This is a genomic window from Micromonospora sp. R311 (assembly GCF_056780015.1).
In genome coordinates, this window is sequence record NZ_JBSWCE010000030.1 from 1 (window position 1) to 16506 (window position 16506).

19 protein-coding genes, 1 pseudogene and 1 riboswitch are annotated in these 16506 nt (G+C 73.9%); of the genes and pseudogenes, 12 read left to right on the plus strand and 8 right to left on the minus strand.

The genetic code is table 11. The features are described 5' to 3' along the window. Positions 1 to 93, plus strand: a pseudogene (locus tag AC1WTP_RS24035) (C39 family peptidase); the annotation flags it as partial. Between the two features lie 59 nt (positions 94 to 152). Here AC1WTP_RS24035 and dusB read toward each other — a convergent pair. The 4 genes from dusB to AC1WTP_RS24055 form a co-directional block, all read right to left on the minus strand. Further along, complete coding sequence (gene dusB / locus AC1WTP_RS24040) at positions 153 to 1325, minus strand: tRNA dihydrouridine synthase DusB (protein ID WP_481651533.1); 1173 nt, start codon at positions 1323 to 1325, stop codon at positions 153 to 155. Between the two features lie 145 nt (positions 1326 to 1470). Continuing rightward, positions 1471 to 2850 carry a glycine--tRNA ligase gene (locus AC1WTP_RS24045; RefSeq protein ID WP_481651534.1) on the minus strand — a complete coding sequence of 460 codons (1380 nt, stop codon included), beginning with the start codon at positions 2848 to 2850 and terminating at the stop codon, positions 1471 to 1473. 113 nt (positions 2851 to 2963) lie between these two features. Next, complete coding sequence (locus tag AC1WTP_RS24050) at positions 2964 to 3539, minus strand: Rv0361 family membrane protein (RefSeq protein ID WP_481651535.1); 576 nt, start codon at positions 3537 to 3539, stop codon at positions 2964 to 2966. A gap of 24 nt (positions 3540 to 3563) precedes the next feature. Then, positions 3564 to 3905, minus strand: coding sequence for an antibiotic biosynthesis monooxygenase family protein (locus AC1WTP_RS24055; RefSeq protein ID WP_109899743.1), 342 nt, complete (start codon positions 3903 to 3905; stop codon positions 3564 to 3566). 27 nt (positions 3906 to 3932) lie between these two features. Here AC1WTP_RS24055 and AC1WTP_RS24060 point away from each other — a divergent pair, with 27 nt between their 5' ends. The 8 genes from AC1WTP_RS24060 to AC1WTP_RS24095 are packed head-to-tail and all read left to right on the plus strand — an operon-like array spanning position 3933 to position 8428. Beyond that, positions 3933 to 4190, plus strand: a complete 258-nt coding sequence (locus AC1WTP_RS24060) for a hypothetical protein (RefSeq protein WP_481651536.1) — start codon at positions 3933 to 3935, stop codon at positions 4188 to 4190. A 54-nt stretch (positions 4191 to 4244) separates the two neighbouring features. Then, positions 4245 to 5222 (plus strand): metal ABC transporter substrate-binding protein, encoded by a 978-nt coding sequence (locus AC1WTP_RS24065; protein ID WP_481651537.1) that lies wholly within the window; start codon positions 4245 to 4247, stop codon positions 5220 to 5222. Then, positions 5219 to 5980, plus strand: a complete 762-nt coding sequence (locus AC1WTP_RS24070) for a metal ABC transporter ATP-binding protein (protein ID WP_447138500.1) — start codon at positions 5219 to 5221, stop codon at positions 5978 to 5980. The genes AC1WTP_RS24065 and AC1WTP_RS24070 overlap by 4 nt, the downstream gene beginning before the upstream one ends. A 4-nt stretch (positions 5981 to 5984) precedes the next feature. Beyond that, positions 5985 to 6851, plus strand: a complete 867-nt coding sequence (locus tag AC1WTP_RS24075; RefSeq protein WP_481651538.1) for a metal ABC transporter permease — start codon at positions 5985 to 5987, stop codon at positions 6849 to 6851. A 43-nt stretch (positions 6852 to 6894) separates the two neighbouring features. Further along, the gene (locus tag AC1WTP_RS24080) at positions 6895 to 7194 is read left to right on the plus strand and encodes an ArsR/SmtB family transcription factor (protein ID WP_447138498.1); all 300 of its coding nucleotides are present in this window, start codon (positions 6895 to 6897) and stop codon (positions 7192 to 7194) included. Further along, a complete protein-coding gene (locus AC1WTP_RS24085; protein ID WP_481651539.1) occupies positions 7191 to 7586 on the plus strand; it encodes a Fur family transcriptional regulator in 396 nt (131 codons plus the stop codon). The genes AC1WTP_RS24080 and AC1WTP_RS24085 overlap by 4 nt, the downstream gene beginning before the upstream one ends. A gap of 59 nt (positions 7587 to 7645) precedes the next feature. Then, on the plus strand, positions 7646 to 8251 hold the full coding sequence (locus AC1WTP_RS24090) for a hypothetical protein (protein WP_481651540.1): 606 nt from the start codon (positions 7646 to 7648) through the stop codon (positions 8249 to 8251). Between the two features lie 9 nt (positions 8252 to 8260). Then, the gene (locus AC1WTP_RS24095; protein WP_447138495.1) at positions 8261 to 8428 is read left to right on the plus strand and encodes a hypothetical protein; all 168 of its coding nucleotides are present in this window, start codon (positions 8261 to 8263) and stop codon (positions 8426 to 8428) included. A gap of 386 nt (positions 8429 to 8814) precedes the next feature. On the opposite strand, the gene AC1WTP_RS24100 is transcribed toward AC1WTP_RS24095, so the two are convergent. The 4 genes from AC1WTP_RS24100 to AC1WTP_RS24115 form a co-directional block, all read right to left on the minus strand. After that, the gene (locus AC1WTP_RS24100) at positions 8815 to 10836 is read right to left on the minus strand and encodes an acyl-CoA dehydrogenase family protein (RefSeq protein WP_481651541.1); all 2022 of its coding nucleotides are present in this window, start codon (positions 10834 to 10836) and stop codon (positions 8815 to 8817) included. 114 nt (positions 10837 to 10950) lie between these two features. Then, positions 10951 to 11454 carry a DUF6328 family protein gene (locus AC1WTP_RS24105; protein ID WP_481651542.1) on the minus strand — a complete coding sequence of 168 codons (504 nt, stop codon included), beginning with the start codon at positions 11452 to 11454 and terminating at the stop codon, positions 10951 to 10953. 121 nt (positions 11455 to 11575) lie between these two features. Continuing rightward, positions 11576 to 12325: a sugar isomerase domain-containing protein gene (locus tag AC1WTP_RS24110; RefSeq protein ID WP_481651615.1), complete on the minus strand. Its 750-nt coding sequence runs from the start codon at positions 12323 to 12325 to the stop codon at positions 11576 to 11578. A gap of 47 nt (positions 12326 to 12372) precedes the next feature. Continuing rightward, positions 12373 to 13206 carry an alpha/beta fold hydrolase gene (locus tag AC1WTP_RS24115; protein ID WP_481651543.1) on the minus strand — a complete coding sequence of 278 codons (834 nt, stop codon included), beginning with the start codon at positions 13204 to 13206 and terminating at the stop codon, positions 12373 to 12375. Positions 13207 to 13282: 76 nt separating this feature from the next. Further along, positions 13283 to 13388: riboswitch (TPP riboswitch) on the plus strand. Positions 13389 to 13459: 71 nt separating this feature from the next. Here AC1WTP_RS24115 and AC1WTP_RS24120 point away from each other — a divergent pair. The 3 genes from AC1WTP_RS24120 (at position 13460) to AC1WTP_RS24130 (ending at position 16431) form a co-directional block, all read left to right on the plus strand. Further along, complete coding sequence (locus AC1WTP_RS24120; RefSeq protein ID WP_481651544.1) at positions 13460 to 14053, plus strand: ECF transporter S component; 594 nt, start codon at positions 13460 to 13462, stop codon at positions 14051 to 14053. A 114-nt stretch (positions 14054 to 14167) separates the two neighbouring features. Beyond that, complete coding sequence (locus AC1WTP_RS24125; RefSeq protein WP_481651545.1) at positions 14168 to 15634, plus strand: ABC transporter ATP-binding protein; 1467 nt, start codon at positions 14168 to 14170, stop codon at positions 15632 to 15634. Beyond that, a complete protein-coding gene (locus AC1WTP_RS24130) occupies positions 15631 to 16431 on the plus strand; it encodes an energy-coupling factor transporter transmembrane component T family protein (protein WP_481651546.1) in 801 nt (266 codons plus the stop codon). The genes AC1WTP_RS24125 and AC1WTP_RS24130 overlap by 4 nt, the downstream gene beginning before the upstream one ends. The last annotated feature ends 75 nt before the right edge of the window (positions 16432 to 16506 follow it).

The following is a 16506-nucleotide window of genomic DNA, read 5'->3' on the forward strand; positions in this document are numbered from 1 at the left end:
GCCGACTCGGCCAACCCGGACACCGCCTCCTACCGGATGAGCGTGGACAACCTGGCCGACTGGATCGCCACCCGCGGTTACGCCACCTCCTGAGGTTGGCTGACCGACCAAACCGAAGGGCCGGACCCACCCGGGGTCGGCCCTTCCTCGTCTCAGCCGCCGGAGTCTTCCAGCTCGGCGCCCTCGGGGACGGTGTCGTCGTCCCGGCTGGCCAGCCAGCCGTCGGGCAGGAAGACCTTGCCCGGCGAGTTGGTCCGGCCGCGCGGCTGCCCCAGCGTGGCGACCGGGAACGGCTCGGCCGGGTCGAGCTTGCCGAGCAGGTCGTCGAGCTGGGCCAGGCTGTCGATCATCGCCAGCTCGCGACGCAGCTCGCTGCCGACCGGGAAGCCCTTGAGGTACCAGGCGACGTGCTTGCGGAAGTCGGTGCAGCCGTCCCGCTCGCCCCGCCCCGGGGTACGCGACCCGGCGCTGAACTGCTCGACCAGCAGCTCGGCGTGCCGGCGCATGGTCCCGGCCACCTCGCCGAGGGTGGGCAGCCGTCGCTCGGGGCGCCCGCCGAAGGCGGCCTCCAGGTCGGCGAAGAGCCACGGCCGGCCCAGGCAGCCCCGGCCGATCACCACCCCGTCCACGCCGGTGTGCGCCACCATCCGCAGCGCGTCGTCGGCCTCCCAGATGTCGCCGTTGCCCAGCACCGGCACGTCGAGCGCCTGCTTGAGGGTGGCGATGGCGTCCCAGTCGGCGGTGCCCGAGTAGCGCTGCGCGGCCGTACGCCCGTGCAGGGCCACCGCGGCCACGCCGGCGTCCTGGGCGGCCAGCCCCGCCTCGACGTACGTCAGGTGGTCGTCGTCGATGCCCTTGCGCATCTTGACCGTGACCGGCACCCCGGCGGGTGACGCGGCGTCCACCGCGGCCCGCACCAGCCGGGCGAAGAGCCGGCGCCGCCAGGGCAGCGCGGCGCCCCCGCCCCTGCGGGTGACCTTCGGGACCGGGCAGCCGAAGTTCAGGTCGATGTGGTCGGCGAGGTCCTTCTCGACCACGATCCGCACCGCGGCGGCGGTGATCTCGGGATCGGTGCCGTAGAGCTGGAGGCTGCGCGGCCGCTCGTCGGCGCCGAAGGCGATCATCCGCAGCGTCTTGGGGTTCCGCTCCACCAGCGCGACGGTGGTGATCATCTCGCAGACGTAGATGCCGCCGCCCTGCTCCCGGCAGAGCTGACGGAAGCCGACATTGGTGATGCCGGCCATCGGGGCGAGCACCACCGGTGGCCACACCTGGTGCCGCCCGAGGGTGAGCGGGCCGAGGGCGGGAACGGCGGGACTGGTCACGTACCCAAGAATCCCACGCCGGCCGCGCCGGGCCGGCGTGGGTGGCCGGTCGCCGCCGCGATGGTGAGCGAACTCGCACTCGCACCGCGGCGGCGAACCCGGTCGCCGCGCTCGGCCCGGCCCGGGCCGTCGGACCGGGCGTGGCTCAGCAGCCGGGCAGGCGCTCGATCAGGTAGCGCTCGACCTGGTCCAGCGAGATCCGCTCCTGGGCCATGGTGTCCCGGTTCCGCACGGTAACCGCATTGTCGTCGAGAGTGTCGAAATCGACGGTCACGCAGAACGGGGTGCCGATCTCGTCCTGCCGGCGGTAGCGGCGGCCGATCGCCTGCGAGTCGTCGAACTCCACCACCCAGCGCTTGCGCAGCGTGGCGGCCAGGTCCTTCGCCTTCGGCGAGAGGGCCTCGTTGCGGGACAGCGGCAGCACCGCCACCTTGACCGGGGCCAGCCGGGGGTCGAACCGCATCACGGTGCGCTTGTCCACGCCGCCCTTGGTGTTCGGCGCCTCGTCCTCGTCGTACGCCTCCAGCAGGAACGCCAGCACCGCCCGGGTGAGGCCGGCGGCCGGCTCGATGACGTAGGGCACCCAGCGCTCCTGCTTCGTCTGGTCGAAGTAGGACAGGTCGACGCCGGAGTGCTTGCTGTGCGTGGAGAGGTCGAAGTCGGTGCGGTTGGCGATGCCCTCCAGCTCGGCGAACTCGGTGCCGCCGAACTGGAAGCGATACTCGATGTCCACCGTCCGCTTCGAGTAGTGGGAGAGCTTCTCCTTGGGGTGCTCGTAGAAGCGCAGGTTCTCCTCCGACAGGCCGAGGTCGAGATACCAGTTCCAGCGCTCCCGCAGCCAGTACTCGTGCCACTGCTCGTCGGTGCCCGGCTCGACGAAGAACTCCATCTCCATCTGCTCGAACTCGCGGGTGCGGAAGATGAAGTTGCCCGGGGTGATCTCGTTACGGAACGACTTGCCGGTCTGCGCGATGCCGAACGGCGGCTTCTTGCGGGCCACCGTCTCGACGTTCTTGTAGTTGACGAAGATGCCCTGGGCGGTCTCCGGGCGCAGGTAGTGCAGCCCCTCGTCGCTCTCCACCGGGCCCAGGAAGGTCTTCATCAGGCCGTTGAACATCTTCGGCTCGGTGAACGTGCCCTTGTTGCCGCAGTTGGGGCAGTTCAGCTCGGCCAGCGAGGCAAGCGGCTTGCCGTGCTTCTCGGCGTACGCCTCCTCGAGGTGGTCGGCCCGGTAGCGCTTGTGGCAGAACTGGCACTCGGTCAGCGGGTCGACGAACGCGTCCAGGTGGCCGGAGGCGGCCCAGACGTCGCGGGCCAGGATCACCGCGGAGTCCAGGCCGACCACGTCGTCGCGCTGCTGGACCATGGTCTTCCACCACTGCCGGCGGACGTTCTCCTTGAGCTCGACGCCGAGCGGACCGTAGTCCCACGCCGACCGGGTGCCCCCGTAGATCTCGCTGGAGGGAAAGACGAAGCCCCGGCGCTTGGCGAGGCTGACGACGGCGTCGATACGGTCGGCTGGCATGTTTCCTCCTACGCCGGCTGGCGGTCGGCGGGGACGTGATGTGGACGGAACGAACAGTTCGGGACAACGGTACGGCCAGCAGGGTCCCGAGCCCAGCAGAATACCGGGGCGGGTCAGTTGACCCCGCACACCTCCAGGCCGCCGGTCTGCCGGTCCTGCCCGAGCACCACCTGCTGGCGCTCCTGCCGGCCGCCGGTGAACGTCACGTCGACCGGCACGGTCAGGTTGCTCGGGTCGACCTCGCCGACCCGGTACGCGGCGACCTGCGGCTCGGCGGCCACCCGCCGCTCGAACTCCCGCCGCGACTCGCGCCGCTGCGCGTCGTCGCAGAGCTGGTCGTAGGCCTGGCCGTACTTCCGCTCGACCAGCGCCTGGTAGTAGTCGGTGGAGACGGTCCGGCCCTGCTCCTCGACCGCCTGCACACCGCTCACCGCCAGCCCCACCACGGCCGCGCCGCCACCGCCGCAGCAGATCAGCACCGCCAGCGCCCCGGCGCCGAGGCCGAGCCAGAGCCGGGTGCGCCGGCCCTCGGTCGGCGGCGCCGCGAACGGCGGGGCCACCCCGGGGCCGGGCGGCGGCACGGGGACGCCGTGCTCCGCCGGGGGCCCGGGTACCGCGGGCGGCTGGGCGCCCTCCTGGCCGGGCAGCGAGGGGTACGGCGAGGCGGCTGCCGGTCCGGGAGCGGTCATAGGAGCAGGGTAGTGCCCACCGGCTCAGCGGTAAGGACCAGCGGCCCGATCGCTCGCCGCGACCACCACCTCGCCGCCGGGCGCGGCGGTGGCCAGCGCCTCGTACGCGGACGGCTCGTCGAGGCTCTCGGCGAGCAGCGGAACGGCGGTGACCTTGACGTCGAAGCCGCCGAGCGCCCGCCGATAGGTGCCCACCGACTCCCACTCGGTGACCAGGCACCAGTGCCGCGGGTCGTCCAGCGCCCGGACCAACTGGCCGCGCAGGTAGCCGGGGCGGGCGGCGAGCGCCGCGAGGGCGGCGTGCGCCCGCTCGGTGAACGCCTCCGCGACATCGACCTCGACCACGAACCGGTTGGTCACCAGCACCGGCCACCTCCTCGTAGAGTCTGTGGGATGCAGCGTACGCAGAGCTCTCTGCCGGGCCGGCTGGCCCGGGCGAACCCGACCGCGGTGTTCCTGATCACCCTGGTGCTGGTGCTGGTCGCCTTCTTCACCCCGGGCGTGCCGGGCGGGCTGCTCACCCTGCTGCTGGCCGCGGCGGTGGCCGCGCTGCTGGTCACCACCTGGCCGGTGCAGACGCCGCAGACCCGGGTGATCCGGCTGCTGGTGCTCACCCTGCTGGTCACCGCGGGTCTGGTGAAGCTGCTCTGACATGCAAGCATGCGTTTTTGACAATCATTATCGTTGGCGCGGACAGTTGACGTCATGAACTTCCGCACCGCTCCGCGCGCCCTGGCCGCGACCACCGCCGCTCTGCTCACCCTCGGCGGCCTGGCCGCCTGCTCCGACGACGGCACGGCCGGCGCCGACCCGCAGCGGGTGGACGTGGTGGCCGCCTTCTATCCGCTGCAGTTCGTCGCCGAGCGGGTGGGCGGGGACGCGGTCTCCGTCACCAACCTGGTCAAGCCGGGCACCGAGCCGCACGACCTGGAACTCAACCCCGGCCAGGTCGGCGAGGTGGCCGGCGCCGAGCTGGTCGTCTACCTGAAGGGCTTCCAGCCGGCGGTCGACGAGGCCGTCGAGCAGAACGCCGCGGACCGCGCTCTCGACGTCGCCACCGTGCAGCCGCTGCTCGACGCCGCCGCCGGCGGTCACGACCACGAACACGAGGGCGAGGAGGCCGGGCACGCCGAGGAGACCGGGCACGCCGACGAGGAGTCCGGCGGCAAGGACCCGCACCTCTGGCTCGACCCGACCCGGCTCGCCACGGTGGGCGACCAGCTCGCCGCACGGCTGGGCAAGGCCGACCCCGAGCGGGCCGCGGACTACACCGCCCGCGCCGCGACCCTCCGTACCGACTTGGAGAAGTTGGACGCCGAGTACACCCAGGGCCTGAAGACCTGCCAACGCCGGGAGATCGTGACCAGCCACACCGCCTTCGGCTACCTCGCCGAGCGCTACCAGCTGGAGCAGATCGGGATCACCGGGCTGAGCCCGGAGACCGAGCCCTCCCCCCAGCGGCTGGCCGAGGTGGCCGAGGAGGCCCGTTCCCACCGGGCCACGACGATCTTCTTCGAGACGCTGGTCAGCCCGAAGGTGGCCGAGACCATCGCCGCCGAGGTCGGCGCGAAGACCGCGGTGCTGGACCCGCTGGAAGGCCTGTCGGCCGAGAACGGCGGGGACTACCTTTCGGTGATGCGCACCAACCTGCAGACCCTCCGGACGGCGTTGAGCTGCTCGTGACCGCACCTGTCATCTCCGTCACGCACGGGGTGGTCGGCTACGACGGCCGCCCCGTGCTGCGGGACGTCTCACTGACCGTCACCGCCGGCGAGGTGGTCGCCGTGCTCGGCGCCAACGGCTCCGGCAAGTCCACGCTGATCCGCGCCGCGCTCGGGCTGGTCCCGCTCAGCGCCGGGTCGGTCACCCTGTTCGGCACCCCGCTGCGCCGCTTCCGGCAGTGGCGGCGGATCGGGTACGTCCCGCAGCGCCTCGGCGCCGGCGGCGGCGTACCGGCCACGGTGCGCGAGGTGGTGGCCTCCGGCCGGCTGGCCCGGCGCGGGGTGCTGCGCCCGCCCGGCGCGGCCGACCGGGCCGCCGTCGACGCGGCCCTGGCCGCGGTCGGGCTCGCCGACCGGGCGAGGGACCCGGTCGCCACCCTCTCCGGCGGGCAGCAGCAGCGCACCCTCATCGCCCGGGCGCTGGCCGGCGGGCCGGAACTGCTGGTGCTCGACGAGCCCACCGCCGGGGTGGACGCGGCGAGCCAGGAGGCCTTCGCCAAGGCGCTGCACGACTTCGTCGCCGGCGGCGGGACGGTGCTGCTGGTGGCGCACGAACTCGGGCCGCTGCGCCCGTTGATCAGCCGGGCGGTCGTCGTGCACGAGGGCGGCATCTGCCACGACGGAGCGGTGCCCGAACCGGCCGGCCACCACGCCGAGCCCGACCACGACCACGTGCACCCGCACGGTCCCGACGAGCCCGCCGGGCTCTGGAGCAGCTGACCCGATGGAACTCTTCCAGTACCCCTACATGCAGCGGGCCCTGATCGGCGCGCTGGTCATCGGCCTGGCCGCTCCGGCGCTCGGCATCTACCTGGTGCAGCGCCGGCTGGCCCTGATCGGCGACGGGGTCGGGCACGTGGCGCTGACCGGCGTCGGCGCCGGCCTGCTGCTCAACCGCTCCCCGGTGCTCGTCGCGGTGGTCGTGGCGACCCTCGGCGCGATCACCATCGAACTGGTCCGCGCCCGCGGCCGCACCTCCGGTGACCTCGCCCTGGCACTGCTCTTCTACGGCGGCATCGCCGGCGGCGTGATGCTGGTCGGTCTCTCCGACAGCACCAGCGCCAACCTCAACGCCTACCTCTTCGGGTCGCTGACCACCATCTCCCCCGCCGACCTGACCACCATCGCCGTGCTGGGCGCGGCGATCCTGGTCACCATGCTGGCGCTGCGCCCCGCCCTCTTCGCGGTCAGCCACGACGAGGAGTACGCCCGGGTCTCCGGCCTGCCGGTGCGGGCGCTCAACCTGCTCATCGCGGTCGCCACCGCGGTCACCGTGACGATCGCCATGCGGGCGGTCGGGGTGCTGCTGATCAGCGCGCTGATGGTGGTGCCGGTCGCCACGGCACAGCAGGTCACCCGGGGCTTCCGCAGCACGATGACGGCGGCGATGGCGCTCGGCCTGTTCGCCGCCGGCGCGGGCGTCTGGGTGGCCGCCACCGCCGACACCGCCCCCGGCGCCTCCGTGGTGCTGCTGGCGATCGCGTCGTTCGTCGCGGTCGCCGTGGTGGGCGCGGCCTGGCGCGCGCTCCGCCGCCGGCGCATGCCGGCCGCCGCGCCGGCCCCCGAGCCGCACGAGGTGGTGCTTCACTGAGCCTGCTCAGCGCCGTGTCAGCGGGATTGGTTACCGTTATCCGGTGAGCAGCGGTTCGGGTTACGACGCCTACGAGGGCGCGAGCGAGCTGCTGCGCGCCCTGTCGGCGCCGATCCGGCTGGCCATCGTCAGCGAGCTCGGCGGGGGCGAGCGCTGCGTGCACGAGCTGGTCGAGAAGCTCGGCGTCGCGCAGCCGCTGGTCTCCCAGCACCTGCGGGTGCTGCGCGGCGCGGGCGTGGTGCGCGGCTCCCGGCGCGGGCGCGAGATCGCGTACACGCTGGTCGACGAGCACGTCGCGCACATCGTGGCCGACGCGGTCAGTCACGCCGGGGAGGGGTCATGAGCAGCAGCGCCGCGGTCCGCAACACCCGCCAACGCTCCGCCGTGAGCGCCCTGCTGGCGGAGGTCGAGGGCTTCCACAGCGCGCAGGACCTGCACGCCATGCTGCGCGAGCGCGGCGAGCGGGTCGGGCTGACCACGGTCTACCGGACGCTGCAGGGGCTGGCCGACGCGGGCGAGATCGACGTGATGCGCCCGCCCGGCGGCGAGCACCTCTACCGCCGGTGCAGCGAGGGGCACCACCACCACCTGGTCTGCCGGGCCTGCGGCCGCACGGTGGAGGTGGCCGGCCCGGCGGTGGAGACCTGGGCCGAGCGGGTGGCCGCCCAGCACGGCTACGCCGACGTCAGCCACACCCTGGAGATCTTCGGCACCTGCCCGGCCTGCGCCGGCTGACCACCGAGGGGCCGCGCAGCGGGGTGCCACCGGGGGCCGGGCGTGGCACGCTGTCCGGCGTGAAGATCTACGCTGATCGCTTCCCCGTCGCCGTCCGACAGCTGATCACCGACCTGCTCGTCGTCGCCTGGGTGTACGCCGCCGTGCGCGGCGCGCTCTGGCTGCACGACCTGGTGCAGAAGCTCGCCGTACCCGGGCAGAAGCTGGAGGGGGCCGGCGGCGGACTGGCCGACAACCTGGCCGAGGCCGGCGGCAAGGTCGGCCGGGTGCCGCTGGTCGGCGACGAGCTGACCGCGCCGTTCGAGCGGGCCGCCGATGCCGCCCGGTCCCTGGCCGAGGCCGGCCGGGAGCAGCAGGAACTGGTCGACCAGCTGGCCCTGGCCCTCGCCGTCGCCGTGCTTGTCTTCCCGCTCGGCCTGGTGATCTTCGGCTGGCTGCCGCTGCGGGTGCGCTGGATGCGCCGCGCCGGGTCGGCCGCGAAGCTGGCCGCCGCCCCCGCCGGCCGGGACCTGCTGGCCCTGCGCGCGCTGGCCACCCAGCCGCTGGGCCGGCTGACCCGGATCGCGCCCGACGTGGCCGAGGCGTGGCGGCGCGGCGACGACGAGACGGTCGACGCGCTGGCCGCACTGGAGCTGCGCCAACTCGGCCTGCGTGGCGGCCGCTAAGGTCGTCGGGTGTTCTACTTCCTGGTCGTCATCGCCGTCCTGCTGCTCGGCTACGCCGCCGTCCTGGTCAACTTCGTCCGCCAGGGCCGCAAGATCCCGCCGGCGGCGTACCTGGGGCTGGCCGTGCTCAACGGGCTGATCCTGGCGGCGATCCTGGCCTGGGCCATCGCCCGCTGAGCCGGTCGCCACGTCGCCACGTCGCCACGTCGCCACGTCGCCACGTCGCCACGTCGCCACGTCGCCACGTCGCCGAGGGCATCATCGCAACGAACTCGATACCTCAGAGTCATATTGATGACTCTGAGGTATCGAGTTCGACACTGCTACGCCTTCGGGACGGCGACGCGCCCGGGCGGCCACCGGGCACACCCGCCACCCCGAGCAGGTAACGACGGAACAGGACAGCGGGCCCGCTCCCGGCCCGCCCCAATCGTCGTGACGCTGTCGCGCGGCGGCGATCGGGGTGGTCAGCCCCGGTGCCGGAGACCGACCCGGCGCCCCCGTGCCGGGCGGGACGGGTCACCGGAAGTGGAGCGGGCGGTGCCGGGTGCGGCGGGCGGGCGTCACCGCGGCGGCGGGACGCGGCGGCGGACGTCTGCCACGGTGGCCGGGCCGGGTGACCAGCGGGCCACCCATGGCAGGTCGTCGGCCGGGGTGATCACGCCGGACTCCAGGTCGGCGTAGCGGCCGTCGAGGATCCGCTTCGCGGCGGCGACGTCGACCGAGTCGGTGTTGTCCCAGAGCGCGGTGAAGAGCGCCTCGACCCGGACCCGGGCCTGCCGGCAGAACAGGTCGGCAAGTTCGACGTTCTCCGGCCGGCGGTCCCGCTCGGCGTAGGCGCGCACGCAGACCGCGGACATCGCGAACAGCTCGGCGCCGATGTCCACCACCCGGCCGAGGAACACCTGCTTGCGTTCCATCCGGCCCTGCCAGCGCGACATCGCGTAGAACGTCGAGCGGGCCAGCTTGCGGGAGTAGCGCTCCACCTGCCGCAGGTGCCGGGCGAGCGGCCCGAACTCGGCGTACGCCCCGGGGCTCTGGCCCTTGCCGACAGCGAGGGTGGGCAGCCACTTCGCGTAGAAGGCGCCGGCCCGGGCACCCGCCCGCGCCTTCCGGCCGAGCCCGGCGTCGGGGTCGATGATGTCGCCGGCGACGGAGAGGTGCGCGTCGACCGCCTCCCGGGCGATCAGCAGGTGCATGATCTCGGTGGAGCCCTCGAAGATCCGGTTGATCCGCAGGTCGCGCAGCAGCTGCTCGACGGCGGCCGGGCGCTCGCCCCGGGCGGCCAGCGACTCGGCCGTCTCGTAGCCACGGCCGCCCCGGATCTGGATCAGCTCGTCGGCGATTCGCCAGGCCATCTCGCTGGCGTAGAGCTTGACCAGCGCCGCCTCGATCCGGATGTCGTTGCGGTCGTCGTCGGCCAGCAGGCAGCACAGGTCGAGCATGGTCTCCATGCCGTACGTGGTGGCGGCGATGAAGGCGACCTTCTGGGCGACCGCCTCGTGCTCGCCGACCGGCCGGCCCCACTGCACCCGCTCGGCGGCCCAGCCCCGGGCCACGTGCAACGCCCACTTGCCGGCGCCGACGCACATCGCCGGCAGCGACAGCCGCCCGGTGTTCAGCGTGCTCAGGGCGATCTTCAGCCCCTTGCCCTCGCCGCCGATCACGTTCTCCTTCGGCACGAAGACGTCGTGGAACCGGGTGACGCTGTTCTCCAGGCCGCGCAGGCCGAGGAAGGCGTTGCGCCGTTCGATGGTGATGCCCTCGGCGTCGCCCTCGACCACGAAGGCGGTGATGCCGCCCCGCCGACCCTCGGCGGCCGGCACCCGGGCCATCACCACGAGCAGGGTGGCGAGCGTGCCGTTGGTGGCCCAGAGCTTGACACCGTTGAGCCGGTAGCCGGTGCCGTCCTCGGTCGGCTCGGCGATGGTGGCCAGCCGGGCCGGGTCGGAGCCGACGTCGGGCTCGGTGAGCAGGAACGCGGAGACCTCGCCGGCGGCGAGCCGGGGCAGGAAGCGCTGCTTCTGCTCGGCGGTGCCGAACATCTTCAGCGGCTGCGGCACCCCGATGGACTGGTGCGCCGAGAGCAGTGCCCCGATCGCCGGGCTGACCGAGCCGGCCAGCATCAGCGCCCGGCAGTAGTGCAGGTTGCTCAGCCCCAGCCCGCCGTACGACCGGTCGATCTTCATGCCGAACGCGCCCAGCCGGGCCAACCCGTGGAACACCTCGTCCGGGATGGACGCGTCGCGCTCGATCGCCGCGCCGTCCACGTCGGCGGTGAGGAACTCGCGGAACCGGCCGAGGAAGTCGTCGGCGTGCGCGTCGTCCGCCGGATCCGACCGGGGCCAGGGGTTGATCAAGTCGAGCCGGAACCGGCCGAGGAAGAGCTCCTTGCCGAAGCTGGGTCGGTCCCAGGAGGATTCCCGGGCGGCCTCGGCGACCTGGCGGGCCTCCTTTTCGGAGACCTGGCCCGCTTCGGTCGGCAACGGTCCGGCGGTGCCGGCCGTGGTCACGCCGTCGGCGGGGGTGGGCTGGTCGGGGCCGGCGCCGTCCGGCGCGGGTCGGCTGTTCTGCGTCGTGGTCACGGTTGCCCCCTCGAACCTCGGTCCGGCTGCGTCAACGTGCGCGACACAAGCCACGCTACCCCCGGGTGTTACCCAGGGGTAGCGTTCCGTAAAGATCGAGTTCTCTCGACTTGCTCAGTCGCCGGGGATGGTCCGCGGTTCGTCGTCCTCGTCGTCGATGTCGTCCTCGCCCCAGTTCCGGCGGGCGAACGGCAGGAGCACCCAGAAGGTGAGGAACCAGAGGCCGGTGACGCCGCTGAGCACCAGGGCGACGCTCCGGTCCAGCACGAAGTCGGTGATCAGCAGCACCGCGCTGACCATCGAGATCAGCATGAAGGCGAGGCCGGCGCTGGCCATCCGGTGGGCGAACCGGACCAGCTCCGGCTTGCGCCCCTGCCGGAACAGCGCCCGGTGGAACGCCACCGGGGAGATGATCAGCGCGGTCGCGGCCGCCGCCGACAGCAGCGAGACGATGTAGACGTCCTTCTGGAAGCCGCTGGTGCCGCCGAACCCGTTGCTGAACGGCAGGGTGAGCAGGAAGGCGAAGAGGATCTGCACACCGGTCTGAGCGACCCGCAACTCCTGGAGCAGGTCGGCGAAGTTGCGCTGCCAACGCTGCCGCTCGGTTTCCTTCGACACGGGCACCTCCGGTGAGACGGTACTGCCGGCGGGCTCCCGCCCGCCGGCAGCAACGCTGATGCCCCGACGCACCCGTAACGAAACCGCCTCACGACCGGGTCGGCCGACGCCGCGCCGCGGCTCAGGCCCCGCGGCGGATCCGGCCGGCGTAACGGGCCTCCAGCGTGTGGTTGTGCTCGTCGCCCCCGGCGATGTTCGCCGACAGGTAGACCGGGGGCAGCTCCCCCGCCGCCAGCAGCCGGGCCACCACCTCGACGGTGATCTGCTGGGCCAGCAGCGCCGCGGTGATCGAGGAGACCGCGCCGACCGCGCCGCCGCCCGGCAGCGGCAGGGTGGCGTCGCCGTACGGGGCGCCGTTGTCGAGCACCACGTCGGCGAAGTCGGCGAGCTTGCGACCGGACGGGTGGCGCGAGGTCATCCGGGCGGAGTGCTGCGCCGAGGTGATCGCCACCAGGGCGTGCCCCTTCTCCTTGACCAGGGACGCGAACTCCACCATCGCGCCGTTCACCCCGGAGTTGGAGGCGAGCACGAAGACGTCCCCGGGGCGGACCGGGGCGAGGTCGTAGAGCCGGTGCGCGACCGACGGGTCCCGCTCCAGGGTCGGCCCGAGCAGGCCGACCGGCTCGCCGCCGAGCAGCACCAGGTCACGCAGGGCGATCCGGTTGGTCGGCACCAGCCCGCCGGCCCGGCCGGCGATCTCCATCGCCAGCGCCTCCGAATGGCCGGTGCCGAAGGCGTGCACCACGCCGTCCGCGCGCACCGCGTCGGCGATCAGATCGGCCGCCCGACCGACCGCCTCGCGCTGGCTGGCGGCGACCCGACCCATCGTCTCGGTCACCACGGCCAGGTACTCCTCGGCACTCACCGTCATGTCTCCTCCGTCCATCCGTGCCTCCCTCCCCCGGCGTCCGGCGCCGTTCAGGCCAGCCCGCGTACCCGGGCCAGGATCGCCTCGGCCAGCGGCGCGGGCGCCTCGTCCGGAATCCAGTGGCTCACCCCGGGAAGTTCCACGAAGCGGTAGTCCCCGGTCACCCGCGCGGCGCACGCCTCGGCGGCGGTGCGGCCGATCGCCACGTCCCGGTCGCTCCAGACGAAGGTGGTCGGCACGGTCACCGGGCCGGTCCCGGCCAGCTCCGCCCGCGAGGGCATCGCCCGGTACCAGTTCAGCGCGGCGGTCAGCGCGCCCGGCCGGCGCATCGGCTCCGCGTACGCGGCCACCCGGGCGGCGTCGCCGACCCCGCCGAGCAGCCGGCGCAGCGCGGCCGCGTCCAGGCCCAGCAGCACCGTCTCCGCCTTCCCGGGCTGCCGGAAGAGCAGGATGTACGCCGAGCGCACCTTCTGCTGCGGGTCGTTGGCCAGCGCGTACGCCATGGCGGCCGGGTGCGGCACGGAGACCGCGGTCAGCGTGCGCACCCGCTCCGGATGCCGGACCGCCACCTCCCAGCCGACCAGCGCGCCCCAGTCGTGGCCGACCACGTGCGCGGCCGGCAGCCCGAGGGCGTCCAGCAGGGCCACCGCGTCGGCGACGAGTTCCGCCATCCGGTACGCCTCGACCTCCGCCGGCCGCGCGCCGGGCGAGTAGCCGCGCTGGTCCGGCGCGTACGTGCGCAGCCCCGCGGCGTGCAGCGCCGGGACCACGTCGTCCCACTCCCCGGAGTGCTGCGGGAAGCCGTGCAGCAGGAGCACGGGTTCGCCGCCCTCCGGGCCGCCGACGCGTACCTCGAACTCCAGCCCTCGGGCGTCGATGCGCATGATCGGCAGCCTACCCAGCCGGCGCGGGCCGCTCGTCCCGGCGCGGCCGGCGGTGCTAGCGTCTGCGGGACAACTTCACATCCGACAGGGGAGCGCACAGCGCTGAGAGTGCGGGCACCTTCCGCAGACCCTCGAACCTGATCTGGGTAATGCCAGCGCAGGGAGTTCGGTCGACCTCCAGCCGCGCCGCCGTCCGGGACACCGGGCGCGGCGTGCGTCTTCTCCTGGTTCGCAGTCAGGACTGGGAGCACTCATGAAACAACAACCGACCACCAACCGGTGGCGCACCATCGACATCGTCGTCGCCGCGGTGATCGCGGTGGCCTTCGGCGTCATCTTCTGGGCCTGGGGCCTGCTCTGGCGGGCCGTCGACCCGGCCTTCGCGTTCTTCCCGGCCGGCCAGGCGGTCATGTACGGCGTCTGGCTGGTGCCGGCGGTGCTCGGCGGCCTGGTCATCCGCAAGCCCGGCGCGGCGCTGTTCTGCGAGGCGGTCGCCGCGACGATCTCCGCGCTGCTCGGCTCGGAGTGGGGCGGCATCACCATCGTCCAGGGCCTGATCCAGGGCCTCGGCGCCGAGCTGGCCTTCGCCGCCTTCCGGTACCGCTCGTTCCGGCTGCCGACCGCGCTGCTCGCCGGCGCGCTGACCGGCCTCGGCGCGGCGCTGTTCGACTTCTTCGTCTGGAACGTCGACTACGCGCTGGGCAGCTACCGGATCCCGTACGCGCTGCTGACCGTGGTCAGCGCCACGATCATCGCCGGCGCCGGCGGCTGGTACCTGACCCGCGCGCTGGCCGGCACCGGCGCCCTCGACCGCTTCCCCGCCGCCCGCGACCGTACCCTGATCTGACCCACCCATGCCCCGCCCCCGCCGCACCTCGTCGATCACCAGGTCGGTGTCGACCGCGCCGGCGTCCCGCGCCGACAACGTCCTGATCGACGCTGGGTCACCGGGGGTGCGGCGGTGAGCGCGGTGCAGGTGCGGGGGTTCGGGTGGCGGCACGCCGGGCGGCGGGCGTGGGCGGTGCGCGAACTCGACCTGCGGGTGGAGAGCGGCGAGCGGGTGCTGCTGCTCGGGCCCTCCGGGGCCGGCAAGAGCACCCTGCTCGCCGCGCTGGCCGGGCTGCTGCCGGAGGACTCCGGCGAGCAGGAGGGCACCGTCGAGATCGACGGGCTGGACCCGCGCAAGGGCCGGGAGCGGGTCGGCATCGTCTTCCAGGACCCGGAGTCCCAGCTGGTGATGGCCCGCTGCGGCGACGACGTCGCGTTCGGGCTGGAGAACCGTGGGGTGCCGGCCGGGGAGATCTGGCCCCGGGTGGACGAGGCGCTGGGCCGGGTCGGCTTCCCGTACCACCGGGACCGGCCCACCGCCGCGCTCTCCGGCGGCGAGCAGCAGCGGCTCGCCCTGGCCGGGGTGCTCGCCCTGCGCCCCGGGCTGCTGCTGCTCGACGAACCGACCGCCAACCTCGACCCGGCCGGCGCCGCGCTGGTCCGCGCCGCGGTCGCCGGGGCGCTGGACGCCGACACCACGCTGATCCTGGTCGAACACCGGGTCGCCGAGGCGCTGCCGCTGGTCGACCGGGTGGTGGTGCTGGCGCCCGGTCGCGGCGTCCGCGCCGACGGCACCCCGGAGGCGGTGTTCGGCGCGCACGGCGACGCGCTCGCCGCCGAGGGGGTCTGGGTGCCGGGCCGCCCGGTGCCGCCCCGGCGGGCCACCGCCCCGGCCGGCGACGTGCTGCTCGCCGCCGACCGGCTCGGCCTGCCGCCCCGGCTGGCCCCCACCGACCTGGCGGTACGCGCCGGCGAGGCGCTCGCCGTGCTCGGCCCGAACGGGGCCGGCAAGTCCACCCTGGCGCTGCTGCTCGGCGGGCTGCTCCGCCCCGGCGCCGGCACGGTGACCGCGACCCCGGCGCTGGCCGGCGCGGACGCCCGCACTCCCCCGCACCGGTGGCGCGCCCCGGCGCTGGCCCGCCGGATCGGCTCGGTCTTCCAGGATCCCGAGCACCAGTTCGTCACCGGCACGGTCTTCGACGAGCTGGCGCTGGGCCCGCGCCGCACCGGCGCGCCCGAGCCGGCGGTACGCGCCACCGTGGACGCGCTGCTGTCCCGGCTCCGGCTGGAGAAGCTGGCCGGCGCCAACCCGTACACCCTCTCCGGCGGCGAGGCGCGGCGGCTGAGCGTGGCGACCGCGCTGGCCACCGCGCCCCGCCTGCTGATCTGCGACGAACCCACCTTCGGCCAGGACCGGCGGACCTGGCTGGAGCTGGTGGATCTCTTCGCCGAACTGCGCGACGCCGGGCACGGCCTGGTCACGGTGACCCACGACGCGGAGTTCGTGGCCGCGCTGGCCGACCGGACGCTCACCCTGGACCGCCCGGAGACCGATCCCCGGGCGTCGACCGCCGGCCGCGCCGGCCGGGTGGGTCCGTGATCAGCGTCGAGCCGGTCGCCGCGCCGGACGCCCCGCTGGCCCGGCGCAACCCGGTCGCCAAGCTCGCCGCGGCGCTGGTCTTCTCGTTCATCATGATCGCCACCCTGGACCCGGTGGCTCCGGCGATCGCCGTCGCGACCGAACTGGCGGTGCTGCCGCTGTTCGGGGTCCGCTACCGGGTGCTGGCCCGACGGGCCTGGCCGCTGCTGCTCGGCGCGGTGGGCATCCTGGTCACCCTGGTGCTCTTCGCCGCCGAGCGGTCCGGCCGGGTGCTGGTCGAGGCCGGTCCGGCGGTGGTCACCTCGGGGGTGCTGCTCACCGCGCTGGGCCTGGTGCTGCGGATGTTCGCGGTGGCGCTGCCCGGCGTGATCGTCTTCGCCACCACCGACCCGACCGACCTGGCCGACGCGCTGATCCAGAACGCGAAGGCACCGGCCCGCTTCGCCATCGGGGCGCTGGCCGCGTTCCGGCTGGTGCCGCTGCTCGGTCAGGAATGGCAGATGATCACCCTGGCGCGGCGGGCGCGCGGGGTGGACGCCGGCCGCAACCCGCTGGCGAAGCTGCGGCTCTTCGTCTCGACCGCGTTCGCGCTGCTGGTCGGGGCGATCCGGCGGGGCACCCGACTGGCGGTGGCGATGGACGCCCGGGGCTTCGACGCGGGCACCCCCCGGACGGTCGCCCGGCGGCAGCACTTCGGCCCCGCCGACGCCCTGCTGATCGCCGGAGCCGCGGCCCTGGCCGCCGCAGCCCTGACGGTGAGCATCCTTCTCGGCACCTTCCGCCCCCTGATCGGCTGACCCGCACCACCCACCCCCGCGATCTTGCAGTTTGTGCCCGCGATTGCTCGCGGTACGCCCGGAATGCCGGGGCAG

What these genes read in the sequence shown, in the direction of transcription:
- AC1WTP_RS24050 (WP_481651535.1), bottom strand. Translation starts at nt 3,539, where the DNA reads ATGACCGCTCCCGGACCGGCAGCCGCCTCGCCGTACCCCTCGCTGCCC.
- AC1WTP_RS24075 (WP_481651538.1), top strand. Translation starts at nt 5,985, where the DNA reads ATGGAACTCTTCCAGTACCCCTACATGCAGCGGGCCCTGATCGGCGCG.
- AC1WTP_RS24060 (WP_481651536.1), top strand. Translation starts at nt 3,933, where the DNA reads ATGCAGCGTACGCAGAGCTCTCTGCCGGGCCGGCTGGCCCGGGCGAAC.
- AC1WTP_RS24065 (WP_481651537.1), top strand. Translation starts at nt 4,245, where the DNA reads ATGAACTTCCGCACCGCTCCGCGCGCCCTGGCCGCGACCACCGCCGCT.
- AC1WTP_RS24085 (WP_481651539.1), top strand. Translation starts at nt 7,191, where the DNA reads ATGAGCAGCAGCGCCGCGGTCCGCAACACCCGCCAACGCTCCGCCGTG.
- AC1WTP_RS24120 (WP_481651544.1), top strand. Translation starts at nt 13,460, where the DNA reads ATGAAACAACAACCGACCACCAACCGGTGGCGCACCATCGACATCGTC.
- AC1WTP_RS24110 (WP_481651615.1), bottom strand. Translation starts at nt 12,325, where the DNA reads ATGACGGTGAGTGCCGAGGAGTACCTGGCCGTGGTGACCGAGACGATG.
- AC1WTP_RS24115 (WP_481651543.1), bottom strand. Translation starts at nt 13,206, where the DNA reads ATGCGCATCGACGCCCGAGGGCTGGAGTTCGAGGTACGCGTCGGCGGC.
- AC1WTP_RS24045 (WP_481651534.1), bottom strand. Translation starts at nt 2,850, where the DNA reads ATGCCAGCCGACCGTATCGACGCCGTCGTCAGCCTCGCCAAGCGCCGG.